Source organism: Dactylosporangium sp. CS-033363, assembly GCF_050942475.1.
Taxonomy (GTDB): Bacteria; Actinomycetota; Actinomycetes; order Mycobacteriales; family Micromonosporaceae; genus Dactylosporangium.
Map to the genome: position 1 here is coordinate 9,701,435 of NZ_CP192032.1, position 13,959 is coordinate 9,715,393.

Sequence of the window (13,959 nt, forward strand, 5' to 3'; positions counted from 1 at the left end):
GTACGAGGGTGGATCACCCAGGGGGAGGACTCGACACGTGGCTGGAGACAGTGCATTCGTAGTGGTCGCCAACAGGTTGCCCGTCGACAAGGTGGTCGGCCCGGACGGAGAGGTCAGCTACCGCAGAAGCCCGGGCGGACTCGTGACGGCGCTCGAGCCGGTGCTCCAGCAGCGCAACGGCACCTGGGTGGGATGGCCCGGCGGGGCGGGGGACGCCGACGCCAAGGAGGAGACCTTCGAGGCCGGCGGCATCCACCTGCACACCGTGCCGCTCAGCGCCGGCGAGATCGAGCGGTACTACGAGGGCTTCTCCAATTCCAGCCTGTGGCCGCTCTATCACGATGCGGTGGAGACACCGATCTTCAAGCGTCGATGGTGGGAGTCGTACCGGCTGGTCAACGAGCGATTCGCCAAGGCCGTCGCCGACGATGCCGCACCGGGCGCGACGGTGTGGATCCAGGACTATCAGTTGCAGCTCGTACCCGCACTGTTGCGCGAGTCCCGGCCCGATCTCAAGATCGGGTTTTTTCTGCACATCCCATTCCCGCCCGTCGAACTGTTCATGCAACTACCGCGCCGCGCGGACATTCTCAAGGGTTTGCTCGGTGCCGATCTGGTCGGTTTCCAACGGCCACTCGGCGCACAGAACTTCGTCCAACTGGCCCGACATCTGCTGGGCACCCGGGTGCGCCGCGGAATCGTTGAGTGGGAGGGGCGCACCGTGCGCGCCGAGGCCTTCCCGATCTCCATCGACGTCGAGGAGATGCGCCGGCTCGCCGCGTCCCCGGAAGTGCAGGCCAGAGCGGCCGCCATCCGCACGGAGCTGGGTGAGCCGCGGACGATCATTCTGGGGGTGGACCGGCTCGACTACACCAAAGGCATCGAAAGAAGGCTCAAGGCATTCAGGGAACTGCTGTCGGATGGACGACTCACGGCGCCCGAGACGGTGATGGTACAAGTGGCTACGCCGAGCCGGGAGCGGGTGGAGCACTACCAGACGCTCCGGGTGAACGTCGAGCGTGAGGTCGGGCGGATCAATGGGGAGTACGGACGAGTTGGCCAACCCGCCGTGCACTATCTCCATCAGTCGTACAGTCGGGCTGAGCTGGCCGCGTTGTATGTTGCGGCCGACGTGATGATGGTGACTCCGCTGAGGGATGGCATGAACCTGGTGGCCAAGGAGTACGTCGGCGCCCACGCCGACGGCCGGGGCGCCATCGTGCTGTCGGAATTCGCGGGCGCGGCCGCCGAGCTGCGTCAGGCGTTCCTGTGCAATCCGCACGACCTCGACGGGGTGAAAGACGCACTCATGCGTGCGATCCATGTCGACCCGGTCGAGGGCCGCAAGCGGATGCATGCTATGCATTCCCACCTGCGCGCCCACGATGTCCGAACTTGGGCGGACTCGTTCCTGGACGCGCTCGGCGCCGCATCATGACCCGCCCGTCGGCTCGGCGCCCGTACGACCGCACCACCCGACACCCAGTCGAACACCCTGCATGCACAACCGACTTCCACGAACAGGCCGGACATGAACCAGATCTCGGCGACAGGCAACGGCCTCTCGCTCGACCCGGACCTCCGCGCGGCGGTGCTTCGCGTCGCCCGCGTGCCCAACCTCTTGGTGGCATGTGACTACGACGGCACCCTCGCGCCGATCGTCGCGGACCCCACCAAGGCGACTCCGACCGCTGAGTCCGTAGCCGCCGTGCGCGCCCTCTCGTCGCTGCCGCAGACGACGGTGGGCGTGATCAGCGGCCGGGCCCTGCGCGATCTCGCGGCCCTGTCCCGCCTCCCCGCCGAGGTGCGCCTCGTCGGCAGCCACGGCTCCGAGTTCGACGTCGGCTACGTCGACGAGCTCCCCCCGGAGCGCCAGCAGCGCCGCAACGAGCTGCAGGCCGCGCTCAACGCCATCTGCAAGGACCAGCCGGGCGTCCGGCTGGAGGGCAAGCCGGCGAGCATCGCCGTGCACACCCGGGCCGCGCCGCGGGACGTGGCCCAGCGGGTCTTCGACGCCGTGCGCAGCGGGGCCGCGCTCTGGCCCGACATCGAGGTGACCACCGGCAAGGAGGTCATCGAGCTGTCCGTCGTGCCGACCGACAAGGGCCTCGCCGTCGACGCGCTGCGCATGCAGGTCGGCGCCAGCGCGGTGGTGTACCTCGGCGACGACGCCACCGACGAGAAGGCCTTCGCGCACCTGCACGGGCCGGACCTCGGCATCAAGGTCGGCGACGCGCAGGAGGAGACCCAGGCCCGCTTCCACATCGACGACGCCGCGGCGGCGGTGGGGGTGCTCGAGCTGCTGCTGTACACCCGGCGGCGTTGGCTCTTCGGCGAGCAGGCCGTGCCCATCGAGCGGCACTCGATGCTCTCGAACACCCACACGGTCGCCCTGCTCACCCCGGCGGCCCGGGTCACCTGGCTGTGCCACCCGAAGCCGGACTCCGGCGCGGTCTTCGCCGACCTGCTCGGCGACACGGCGGCCGGGCACTTCACGGTGCAGCCGGAGCGCGGCGGCACCCCGCTCGGGCAGCGCTACCGCCCGGGCACGATGACGGTGGAGACCCGCTGGTCGGGGCTGACCGTCACCGACTGGCTGGACCACCACCGCACCGGCAACTCGCTGATCCGGGTGCTGTCGGGCAGCTCCCGGGCCCGCATCGACTTCGTCCCGCGCCCCGACTTCGGCCAGGTGCACATCCGCCTGCAGCCGCTCGGCGGCGACGGCCTGCTGGTGCTGGGCAGCAACGAGCCGATCGCGCTGTACTCCCCCGGCATCGAATGGGAGATCACCTCCGACGGCCACAGCGACACCGCGCGCGCGACCGTCGACCTGAACGCCGCCGGCGGCACGGCCATGCTGGAGCTGCGCCTGGGCACCGACTCGATCGAGGCCCCGCGGGTGGCCCTGGAGGAGCGCCAGATCGCCGCCGAGGCCGCCTGGCGGGACTGGGCCGAGTCGCTCAAGCTGCCCTCGGTGGCCAAGGACCTCGTCCGCCGCAGCGCGCTCACCCTGCGCGGCCTGTGGCACAAGCCGACCGGCGCCATCCTCGCCGCGGCCACGTCCTCGCTGCCGGAGGAGATCGGCGGCTCCCGCAACTGGGACTACCGGTACTGCTGGCTGCGCGACGCCTCGCTCACGGCCAAGGCCCTCGTGGACCTCGGCTCGACCGAGGAGGCCGAGAGCCTGGTGCGCTGGACGCTGCGGGTCTCCGACAACACCGACGGGCATCCGGAGCGGCTCCACCCGCTGTACACCCTCGACGGCAACGAGCTCGGCCCGGAGGCCGTGATCGAGGCGCTGCCCGGGTACGCCGGATCCCGCCCGGTGCGCATCGGCAACGCCGCCAACGGCCAGGTCCAGCTCGACGTGTTCGGCCCGGTCGCCGACCTGATCTGCGCCCTGGCCGACGTGCGCCCGCCCGAGGAGGGCGACTTCGCGCTCATGACCGCGATGGTCGAGGCCGTCGAGCGCCGCTGGCACGAGCCGGACCACGGCATCTGGGAGGCCCGCCGGCGGCCGCGGCACTACGTGTACTCCAAGGTCATGTGCTGGATGACCGTCGACCGCGGCATCCAGCTCCTGGAGCGCCAGGGCCGCCCGGTCCCCGACGCCTGGAGCACGCTGCGCAAGACGATCGCGGACAACGTGCTCGACAAGGGCTGGAACGAGAAGATCGGCGCCTACACGGTCGCCTACGGCTACGAGGAGATGGACGCCTCGGTGCTGTGGATCGGCCTGTCGGGGCTGCTGCAGGACGACGACCCGCGCTTCCTGGCGACGGTCCTGGCCGTGGAGGCCGACCTGCGCGAGGGCCCGACGGTGTACCGCTACCGCTGGGACGACGGCCTGCCGGGCGCCGAGGGCGGCTTCCACCTGTGCACCACGTGGATGATCGAGGCGTACCTGCGCACCGGGCGGCGGGCCGACGCCGAGGAGCTGTTCGCGCAGTTCATCGAGTGCGCCGGGCCGACGGGGCTGATTCCGGAGGAGTACGACCCGATGACCGAGCGGGCGCTGGGCAACCACCCGCAGGCGTACTCGCACCTCGGGCTGATCCGGTGTGCCCTGGAGCTCGACCGCTCCTGAAGTTTTTTTCGAGCGCCCCTTCGCCGTTCTCCGGCGGAGGGGCGCTCGCTTCAGTTCACCAGTGCGTCCACGACCGGGCCGATGACGATCACCGCCGGCGGCCGCAGGGCCGCCTCCTTCGCCGCGTCCGCGACCGTGCCCAGCGTCGCCCGCAGCGTCCGCTGATCCCGCGTCGTCCCCTCCTGCACGACCGCGACCGGCGTGTCCGGCGCCCGCCCGTGCGACTGCAGCACCGCCGCGATCGAGGCCAGGTTCTTCAGCCCCATCAGCACGCACACGGTCCCGCGCAGCCGGGCGAGCGCCGCCCAGTCCACGAGCGACTCCGCGTGGCCGGGCGCCAGGTGGCCGGACACGACCGTGAACTCGTGCGCGACGCCGCGGTGGGTGACCGGGATCCCGGCCGCCGACGGCACCGCGATCGCGCTGGTCACGCCCGGCACCACCACGACCGGCACGCCCGCCGCGGCGCAGGCCAGCAGCTCCTCGCCCCCGCGCCCGAAGACGTACGGGTCGCCGCCCTTGAGCCGGACCACGAACTTGCCGGCCAGGGCGCGGTCGACCAGGACGCGGTTGATCTCCTCCTGCGCGGCCGACGGGCCGTACGGGATCTTCGAGGCGTCGACCAGCTCGACCTCGGGCCGCAGCTCGTCCAGCAGCAGCCCGGCGGCCAGCCGGTCGATCACGACCACGTCGGCCGCGGCGAGCAGCCGGCGCCCCTTGACGGTCAGCAGCTCCGGATCGCCCGGCCCCGAGCCGACCAGCGCGACCGTGCCCGCGCGGCCCTCGTCGGCGGCGTCCAGTACACCCGCGGTGAGCTGCTCGCCGATCGCGTCGCGCACCGCGACCGCGCGCACCGGGTCGCCGCCGGCCAGGACCGCGACCGTGACCGGGCCCTGGCGGGTCACCGCGGGCGTCCACGCGGTCGCGGCGTGCCGGTCGTCGGCGCGGACGGTGAAGATCCGCTTCGCCGCGGTCACCTCGCTGATCGCCTGGGCCGCCGCCGGGTCGCTGACGGCCACGTGCACCAGCCACGCGTCGTCGGCGTCGGCGGGCTCGAAGCGCCGCTCGCGCCAGGTGAGGCGGCCGGCGTCGACGTGCGCGCGCAGGGCGGGGGTGATGTGGGGCGAGACGAGCACGACGTCCGCGCCCGCGTCGAGCAGCGCGGGCACGCGCCTGGTGGCGACCGTACCGCCGCCGACCACCAGGACGCGCAACCCTTCCAGCCGCAAACCGAGGGGGTAGGGGTTCACTTGTGGGCAACTCCAGCGGAATCGAAGGTGGCAACCTCGTGCAGGACGCGGACAGCACTGGCCACGATCGGCAGCGCCAGCACGGCGCCGGTGCCCTCGCCCAGGCGCAGGCCCAGGTCGACGAGCGGTTCGAGCTCAAGATAGCTCAGGGCGACGGTGGCCCCGGGCTCGGCCGAGCGGTGCCCGGCGACCATCGCGGCCGTCGCGAGCGGCGCCAGGGCCTGGGCGGCGAGCGCGGCCGAGGCGGCGATCACGCCGTCGAGCACGACCGGCACGCGCAGCTCGGCCGCCTTGAGGATGTACCCCGCGAGCGCCGCATGCTCCAGCCCGCCCACGGCGGCCAGGACGTCGATCGGGTCGTCCGCGCGCAGCCCGACCACGGCCGACGTGACCACGGCGACCTTGCGGGCGTGCGTCTCGCTGTCGATGCCGGTGCCCAGCCCGGTCACCGCGGCCGGGTCGGCGTGCGTGAACGCGGCGATGAGCGCGGCCGACGGGGTCGTGTTGGCGATGCCCATGTCGCCGGTCAGCAGCGCCCGCGCGCCGCCCGCCACGAGGTCCGCCGCCACCTGCATGCCGACCTCGACCGCCTGGATCGCCTCCTCGCGGGTCATCGCCGGCTCGGCGCTCAGGTCCCGGGTCCCGGCCCGGACCTTGCGGTCGAGCAGGCCCTCGGCCGGGTCGAGGGTGGCCTTCACGCCGACGTCCACCACGGTCACGTCGACCCCGGCCTGGCGCGCGAACGCGTTCACCACGGCGCCGCCGGCCACGAAGTTGGCCACCATCTGCGCGGTGACCTCCTGCGGCCACGGCGTCACACCCTGCTCGTGTACCCCATGATCCCCCGCGAAGATCGCCAGCGCGGCGGGCTGCGGCAGCGGCGGCGGGCACGTGCCGGCCAGGCCCGCCAGCCGTACCGCCAGCGTCTCCAGTGACCCCAGCGACCCCATCGGCTTCGTCAGGCGCCCCTGCAGGGCCCGCGCGGCCGCGATGGCCTCGTCGTCGAGCGGCCGGATCGCGGCGATCGTCTCGTGCAGCATGTTGCTCACCTTCCCAGTACTTCGGACAACACCGCGACGAAGGCGTCACTGGTGGCAGTGTCCCGCACGGCAATACGTAACCAGTCCGGGCCCAGTCCCGGGAAGGTTTCGCCCCGGCGCACCGCGAACCCGCGCTCGCGCAGCGCGGCCCGCACCCTCTCGCCATCGTCCACCCTGATCAGGACGAACGAGCTCGCGGGGCGGCCGGCCACCCGCACGCCCGCGCGCTCCAGGGCGGCGACGAGGTGGGCGCGGTCGGCCACGAGCCGGACGGCGATCTCGCGCTCGGTGTGCACCGCGCGCTCGGACGCGCACGCGATCGCCGCGGCCAGGGCGGGCGTCGAGACGCTCCACAGTGGAGCATGCTCGCGCAGCCGGTCGAGCAGCGGCGCGGGGCCGAGCACGTAGCCGATCCGCAGGCCGGCCAGGCCCCAGGTCTTGGTGAGGCTGCGGATCACCAGCAGGCCGGGCAGGTCGCGCGCGCCGGCCAGCGACTCGGGCTCGCCGGGAACCGTGTCGGCGAACGCCTCGTCGACCACGGTGACGCGCCCGGGCCTGGTGAAGCGGGCGAGGTCGGTTGCTTCGTGCAGTACCGACGTGGGGTTTGTGGGGTTGCCGACGACGACGAGATCGGCCGTCTCCGGGATCGGCGCGCCGGGGAGCCGGAACCCGTCGGACTCGCGCAGCACGACCCGCTCGACCGCGTGGCCCGCGGTCACCAGGGCGGCTTCGGGTTCCGTGAACTGCGGGTGTACCACCACCGCCCGCTCCGGCCGCAGCGCCTGCGCGACGAGCACGAAGGCCTGCGCGGCGCCCGAGGTCAGCAGCACCTCCTCGGGCGGGCGGCCGTGCCGGGCCGCGATCGCCGCGGTGGCCTCGGCCGGGTCCGGGTAGGCGCCGAGGTGGGCCAGCGAGGCCGTGATGGGCCCCATGAGCCACTCCGGGGGCGCCTCCTGCCGCACGTTCACGGCGAGGTCGACGAGGCCCGGCGCGACTTCAAGATCGCCGTGGAACCGCAGCATCAGGCGATCGTCGCGTACGGCACGCCGATTTGTCCTAGCTTAAGAATGTGATCGCGCGCACGCTGCGAGTGGCCGGCGGCTTCCTCGCGCTCCTGCGGACCGGCCTCATCGTCGGGCTGGCGGTGGCCGCGCTGATCTACCCGCTGGCCGCCGTGAGCGGCATGGGGGCCAAGAAGGGCGCGGACGCGCTGGTCATGCCGCCGGACGCGCTGCGGCAGTCCATGCCGGCCCAGACGACCCATGTGTACGCCGCCGACGGCTCGATGCTCGCGCAGTTCTACGAGGAGTACCGGACGTACACGCCGATCGCGTCGATGTCGCCGAACATCCAGCACGCGATCGTCGCCGCCGAGGACGCGCGCTTCTGGGAGCACCACGGCGTGGACTTCAAGGGCGTCGCGCGCGCGTTCGTGGCCAACCAGAAGGCGGGCGGCGTGTCCCAGGGCGCTTCGACCATCACGATGCAGTACGTGCGCAACGTCCTGCGCGACACCGCGCGCACGCCGGCCGAGGTGAACGAGGCGACCGAGCAGACCGGCGCGCGCAAACTGCGCGAGATGAAGCTGGCCCTCGAGCTCGAAAAGCACATGAGCAAGCAGGAGATCCTGGAGCGGTACCTGAACGTCGCGTACTTCGGCCACCGCGCGTACGGGGTGCAGGCCGCGGCGGAGGTGTACTTCTCGAAGAAGGCGGCCGATCTGACGGTACCGGAGGCAGCTCTTCTGGCCGGTCTCGTGCAGGCGCCGTCGTCGTACGACCCCTCCGGCTCCGACGCGAAGGCGGCCACGACGCGGCGCGACTACGTGATCGACCGGATGGTGGACCTCAAGTACCTCAGCCGCACCGACGCCGCGGCCGCGCACGCCGTGCCGATCGCACTCAAGCTGACCGAGCCGCCGAACGACTGCCTGGCCACCCGCCCCGGGTACGGCTTCTTCTGCGCGATGTTCCGCTCCTGGTGGGCCAACCAGCCGGTGTTCGGCGCGAACTCGACCGAGCGCCTGGACAGGCTGCGCCGCGGCGGGTTCACCATCGTGACGTCGATCGACCCGCGCGTGCAGGACATCGCGCAGGCCCAGATCGACAAGCGGGAGAAGAGCCGCAGCCCCTACGCGCTCGGGCAGGTCGCGATCGAGCCGGGGACGGGACTCGTGCGGGCGATGGCCGTGAACCGGGTGTACTCCCTGGACCGCGCGAGCAACGGCCCGCACTCCGACCCGCGGCAGCGCAAGCGGTTGCGCGGCAACTACCCGAACACGGTCAACCCGCTCCTCGGCGGCGGGGACGGCATGGCGGGGTACCAGGCCGGCTCCACCTTCAAGATGTTCACGATGCTCGCGGCGCTCGAACAGGGGCTGCCCCTGTCGACGTCGATCTATGCTCCGAAGACGGTGCAGACGAAGTACCGGACGGGTCGCAACAGCCCGGCCCACTGCGGCAACGACTTCTGGTGCCCGTCCAACGCCTCGGACTCGATGACCGGGCGGCAGACCATGTGGTCGGGCTTCGGCAAGTCCGTGAACACCTACTGGGTGCAGCTCGAACAGCGCGTGGGCGCCGACTCCGCCGTGCGGATGGCCGAGCGGCTGGGGCTGCACTGGCGCACGAGCATCGACCAGCAGCTCGCCGCGCCCGCGCGGGCCAAGGGCTGGGGCGCGTTCACCCTGGGCGTGGCCGACACGACGCCGATGGAGATGGCGGGCGCCTTCGCCACGGTCGCCGCGGACGGCGTGCACTGCGAGCCGACCCCGGTCGTGTCCATCACGGACGTGAGCGGCAAGCCGGTCGTGGACGACAAGGGCGTCGAGGTGGCCAAGCCGCGGTGCGCGCAGGTGCTCTCCCCCGATGTCGCGCGGGGCGCGGTGGACGCCGCCCGGTGCGTGACGGGCTACAAGGCCGCGACCGGGGACTGCGGCGGATGGTCGACGGCGCCCCGGGTGTTCTCCACGGTACGGCGGCCCGTCGCCGGCAAGTCCGGCACGACCGACGACGACCGGACGGCTTGGTTCGTCGGCATGACGCCGGGGCTCACGATCGCGGGGTTCATCGCCGATCCGGACAATCCGCTGCACCGGGTGGGGTCGGGGAACGCGAGCAAGCCGCGGGAGACGGTGGCGGACACGTTGCACGACTCGCTGGCCGCGATGCCTTGGCGCGGGTTCACGCCGCCTTCGCCGCAGATCGTGGGGAAGAAGCCTGCGGCCAAGGCGAAGCCGCGTTCTTCGCGCGGCCTTTGAGCGCTTGCGCGTTTGGTGGCTGCGCGTTTGCCGGCTGCGCGTTTGCGCGTTTGGTGGCTGCGCGTTTGCGCGTTCGTCTGGCGGGTCTTCAGCGAATGTCCGACGGGAGGAGCGACCAGCTTTCGAGGTCGACCCGGCCGCTGGCGAGGGAGCCGGCGTTGCGCATCAGTCCCTCGTACGTGAACCCGGCCTTCTCCGCGACCCGCCGCGACGCCACGTTCCCGGGCGCGACCCGCAGCTCGATACGCTGGAACCGGTGCTCGAGCAGCAGCGACAGCGCGAGCACGTCGACGGCCTCGGGCGCGACCCCGAACCCGCGGGCGTCGGCGGCCACCGCGTACGCGATCTCGGTCGACCGCGTCAGCCAGTCCGTGTTCTTGGTCCACAGACAGCCCACGAGCCGCTCGTCCTCGCGCCGCACGATGCCGTAGTGGTCCCCGGCGCCGCTGTCCCGCCGCTCGACGGCCAGCTCGGTGCACCACGCGTAGCCGTCGAAGGCCTCCAGCTCGTCGGCCGCGACCGGAAGCCACCGCCGGACGAGCCGGTCGGCGAAGATCTCCCCGACCCGCTTGTCGTCATCGGCACAGAGCGGCCGCACGGTGAGCCGCGGCGTTTCGACGAGCAGCGAGGGAAAGCGCCGCAGCGCCACCGACCAGGTCGACACTCAGGCCGCCTCGTCCCCGTCACCGTTCTTACCTTTGGCGGCTTCGTCTTCGGACGCGCTTCCCGAAACTGGCGATGTGGGCACGGAACCGGACACTACCGAACCGGGAGGCGCCGAGACGGGCCCCGACACGGACACAACGGGAATCGACGCAGTTCCGACAGAACGCCCCGTGGCCGGCGGCCCCGAAACCGGCGGCGCGGACACGGGCGCCTCGGCCACGTCCCCGTGAAGCTCGGCCTCACCGGCCGGCATGGCGGTGACCCCACCGGGCGCAGCGGACACGGGCGCGGAGGCCTGCGGCGCGGACTCGGCGAACACGGGCATGGGCGCCGACGAAACCGGCACGGCGGCCGAGGTCGAGGGCCCCGGCCCGGCGACACCCCCCGGCCCGTACGCGGTGATCGGCCCCGTCACCGACCCCGAAACCGGCGAACTGGAGGGCGATGAGACGGGCTGAGCGGCGGAACTCTGGACGGGCACAACCAAAGACGATGGCAGCCCGCTCGCCACCGCGGGCCCGTTCCCCGCGGAAGGCACCCCAACGCTCGCCTCGCCGTCCCCACCCCCACCACCAGCCACACCCAACACCGTCGTGGCCTCATCGCCGGCGTTGCTGGTGTCCGAAATGTCGCTTGACGCACTCCCCGAACCCCGGGTGGTGGCGGAAACCGAACCGCCCTCGGAAACCGATGAGGGGATGAAGCCCGAGCCGGCGGGCCGCTCGGAAGCACTGGAGGTGGAGGACCCGGAAACCGAACCGACATGGCCGAATTCCGCAGGCTCTTCGTTCGTCACACCCGCGGCCGCGGGCGAACCTGGGCCCGACCCGGCGGGACCGGAAACGGAAGCACTCGACCCGGCGGGGCCGGAAACCGAAGCACTCGGCCCGGCGGGGCCGGAGATCGGAGCACTGGAACCGGCAGAATCAGACACCGGAACGCTCGATCCAGCGGAACCAGAAACCGGAACGGTCGAGGCAGGCACACCGGAGACCGAGCCACTCGGCGGCGGGGTCAGCGGCGTCGGGCCCGAAACGAAGCCACCGGGAGCGGAAACCGGGACAGCCGAAACCGGAACCGCGGAAACGGAGCCGGCCGGAGCGGAAACGGCCGCCACGGAAGCGGCGGGGCTGGAAACCGACGCGGCCGGGACCGAGGCGGAGCCGGCAGCGGCAGACGACGAGGCCGCCGGGACAGACGCGGAGCCCGTCGGAGCAGGGTCGGACGAGGTCCACGGGGTCGGCATCGCCGGTCCCAGCGCGGGCCCGAACGGTGACGACGCCCCTGGCGAGGTCGGCGCGCTGGCGGGCACCGCGGCCCGGTAGGTCGTCCCGGTCACCGGATACGACCCGGTCGCCGAGGCAGTCGCCGGAACGGTCGGCATGGCCTGCGCGCCCGACGCGGCGGTCCAGCCCGGCGCCGCGGCATCGCCCGCCGCAGCCGACGCGGGGGTCCAGCCGGGAGCTGCCGCATCGCCCGCCGCGGCGGACGGGGCGATCCAGCTCGGGATCGGGGCACCTGCGGCAGGGGCGGTCCAGCCTGGAATCGGGTCACTGCCCGCGGCCGCGGTCTCGGCGCTCCACCCGGCGGCCGCCGCAGTGGTCGGGGTGGCCACTGCGAGGACGTTGGGCTGGGCAAACGGATCTCTCGGGCCACTCGACCCGGCGTGCGAGCCTGGGCCGCCCGACGCGGCAACCGAGCCCGCGCCACCCGAACCGGCGACCGTGCCCGCGACACCCGAACCGGCGACCGTGCCCGCGACACCCGAACCGGCGACCGTGCCCGCGACACCCGAACCGGCGACCGTGCCCGCGACACCCGAACCGGCGACCGAACCCGCGACGCCAGAAGCGGCGACCGTGCCCGGGGCAGCCGGACCGGCGGCCGAGCTCGCGTCAGCCGAAGGAGTGATCGGGCCCGGAGTGGCCGCGGCGGCGATCGAGCCCGGGCCGGCCGGGCTGGCCAGGATCGAGCCGGGGATCGCGGCCGGCAGGCGGGGCGGCGGGGCATCCGGGGTCGTGTAGTCGGCCGCGTAGCTCGGGGTGCCGCCGGCGATGTCGTCCATCGCCGGGGTGACCGGGGCCGCCGCCGGGATCGCCGTGACCGGGGTCGCCGCCGACAGCATCGGGGCGGTCGGGAAGGTCATGACGGGGACCGAGGGCCGGCCGTACGGGCTCGTCGACGGGGTGCTCCACAACCCGGGCTGCGGGGCGGCCGTCGCACCCGCCGCGGTGACGAAGCGGGACGCGATCGCGGGGGTGCCGGCCCAGTGCAGGCCGAGGTACGACGCGTGGACGCCGCGCTGGACGAAGCCCTCGGCCGGGCCGCCCGCCCAGGTCCAGGCGGCCTGGAGGCCGGCCCTGGGGGTGATGCTCGTGCGGTGCATCTTGTGGCCGATGACCTGGGCGCCGACCGGCAGGATGACCGAGGACGAGCGGGCCGTGGCCTCGCGGTAGCCCAGGACCACCAGGTCTGTCTCGCGGGCCGAGGCGTCCACGACGCCGCACATCGGGCGGCCGTTGTAGTCGCGGCAGAGCCAGACCAGGCCGGTGCCCTCGGCCGCGATCGGCTTGCCCGCCGCGGCGTGGGCGGCCACGGCGGTGCGCAGGCGGCCGTTGAAGGTGAGTTCCTCGGCGTACGACTCGGGGAGGGCGGCGCCGATGACCAGGCCGTCGACGCCGGCCGGGAGGACCTCGTCGCGCAGCGGGTCGAAGGGGACGACCTCGGCGCCGGCCGCGGTGAGCAGTTCGGCGGTCTCCGGGTACGCGAACGCCACGCCGATCACCGGGCGGCGGCCGATGCGGGTGGCGGCGAGCGACGACTGCGACTCGGCGGCCGCGGCGATCTCGGCCTCGGCGCTCCACGGGTCGGAGGTCAGGCGCGGGGCGGAGCGGGCCAGGGCCATGGTGCGGTCGATGTCGACGGCGCCGGCGATGACCTCGCCGAGGCGGCGTACGGCGCGCACGGCGTCCAGGTTGTGGTGCACCACCGGGGCGACGCCGTGGTGGCGGGAGGGCAGCGGGGCCCCGGTCTCGCCGGCGTCGGTGAGCGCGTGGCGGCGCAGGGCGCCCAGCACCGGCACCCCGATGTCGTCCAGCGCCTCGCGCAGCAGCTGCTCGTGGCGGGTGGAGGCGACCCGGTTGAGGATGACGCCGCCGAGCCAGAGCAGTTCGTCGTACGCGCGGAAGCCGTGCACCAGCGCCGCGACCGACTGCCCCATGGCGCCGACGTCGACGACCAGGATCACCGGGGCGCGCAGCAGGCCGGAGATCTGCGCGGTGGACTCGCTGTCGGTACGCCCGGCCAGCCCGTCGAACAGCCCCATCGTCCCCTCGACGACGGCGATGTCCAGCGACGCGGCCCCGTGCGCGAACAGCGGCCCCATCCGCTTCGCGCCGACCATGCGCGGGTCGAGGTTGCGGCCGGGCCGGCCGGCGGCGAGCCCCAGGTAGGAGGCGTCGACGTGGTCCGGTCCGATCTTGAACCCGGCGGCGCGGTAGCCACGCGCGGACAGCGCCGCGAGCAGCCCGACCGACACGGCCGTCTTGCCGTGACCGGACGACGGGGCGCTGATCACCAGCCGCGGGATCGTGCTCATGTGCTCCTCCGGCCCTCAGGCATACGTGTGACCCGGACGATACCGAACGGGCGCCA

Annotated in this window: 8 protein-coding genes; 3 read left to right on the forward strand and 5 right to left on the reverse strand. The window is 73.1% G+C overall.

The genetic code is table 11. The annotated features are described in order from the left end of the window. Positions 1-37 precede the first annotated feature (37 nt). Together ACQPZ4_RS44755 and otsB are read left to right on the forward strand one after the other, a co-directional pair. Positions 38-1,438: an alpha,alpha-trehalose-phosphate synthase (UDP-forming) gene (locus ACQPZ4_RS44755; RefSeq protein ID WP_433050766.1), complete on the forward strand. Its 1,401-nt coding sequence runs from the start codon at positions 38-40 to the stop codon at positions 1,436-1,438. 93 nt (positions 1,439-1,531) lie between these two features. Next, positions 1,532-4,090 carry a trehalose-phosphatase gene (gene otsB, locus ACQPZ4_RS44760; protein WP_433050769.1) on the forward strand — a complete coding sequence of 853 codons (2,559 nt, stop codon included), beginning with the start codon at positions 1,532-1,534 and terminating at the stop codon, positions 4,088-4,090. A gap of 50 nt (positions 4,091-4,140) precedes the next feature. Here otsB and cobA read toward each other — a convergent pair whose 3' ends face one another. Genes cobA through cobC form a run of 3 tightly spaced genes read right to left on the reverse strand, consistent with a single transcriptional unit; the run spans position 4,141 to position 7,402 of the window. Further along, positions 4,141-5,340, reverse strand: a complete 1,200-nt coding sequence (gene cobA, locus ACQPZ4_RS44765; protein ID WP_433050772.1) for a uroporphyrinogen-III C-methyltransferase — start codon at positions 5,338-5,340, stop codon at positions 4,141-4,143. Then, positions 5,337-6,380, reverse strand: a complete 1,044-nt coding sequence (gene cobT, locus ACQPZ4_RS44770) for a nicotinate-nucleotide--dimethylbenzimidazole phosphoribosyltransferase (protein ID WP_433050775.1) — start codon at positions 6,378-6,380, stop codon at positions 5,337-5,339. Before cobT ends, cobA begins: the two co-directional genes overlap by 4 nt. Before the next feature lie 5 nt (positions 6,381-6,385). After that, positions 6,386-7,402, reverse strand: a complete 1,017-nt coding sequence (gene cobC, locus ACQPZ4_RS44775) for an Rv2231c family pyridoxal phosphate-dependent protein CobC (protein ID WP_433050778.1) — start codon at positions 7,400-7,402, stop codon at positions 6,386-6,388. Positions 7,403-7,449: 47 nt separating this feature from the next. Here cobC and ACQPZ4_RS44780 point away from each other — a divergent pair, with 47 nt between their 5' ends. Beyond that, positions 7,450-9,639 (forward strand): transglycosylase domain-containing protein, encoded by a 2,190-nt coding sequence (locus ACQPZ4_RS44780; RefSeq protein ID WP_433050781.1) that lies wholly within the window; start codon positions 7,450-7,452, stop codon positions 9,637-9,639. A gap of 88 nt (positions 9,640-9,727) precedes the next feature. Here the strand turns inward: ACQPZ4_RS44780 and ACQPZ4_RS44785 are convergent, their stop codons facing one another. After that, the gene (locus ACQPZ4_RS44785; RefSeq protein WP_433050783.1) at positions 9,728-10,303 is read right to left on the reverse strand and encodes a GNAT family N-acetyltransferase; all 576 of its coding nucleotides are present in this window, start codon (positions 10,301-10,303) and stop codon (positions 9,728-9,730) included. Beyond that, complete coding sequence (locus tag ACQPZ4_RS44790) at positions 10,304-13,903, reverse strand: cobyrinate a,c-diamide synthase (RefSeq protein WP_433050786.1); 3,600 nt, start codon at positions 13,901-13,903, stop codon at positions 10,304-10,306. Positions 13,904-13,959 lie beyond the last annotated feature (56 nt).

Bases quoted from the DNA above. Each gene is read 5' to 3' on its own strand.
- cobC (WP_433050778.1), bottom strand. From the start codon at position 7,402: ATGCTGCGGTTCCACGGCGATCTTGAAGTCGCGCCGGGCCTCGTCGAC.
- ACQPZ4_RS44790 (WP_433050786.1), bottom strand. From the start codon at position 13,903: ATGAGCACGATCCCGCGGCTGGTGATCAGCGCCCCGTCGTCCGGTCAC.
- cobT (WP_433050775.1), bottom strand. From the start codon at position 6,380: ATGCTGCACGAGACGATCGCCGCGATCCGGCCGCTCGACGACGAGGCC.
- otsB (WP_433050769.1), top strand. From the start codon at position 1,532: ATGAACCAGATCTCGGCGACAGGCAACGGCCTCTCGCTCGACCCGGAC.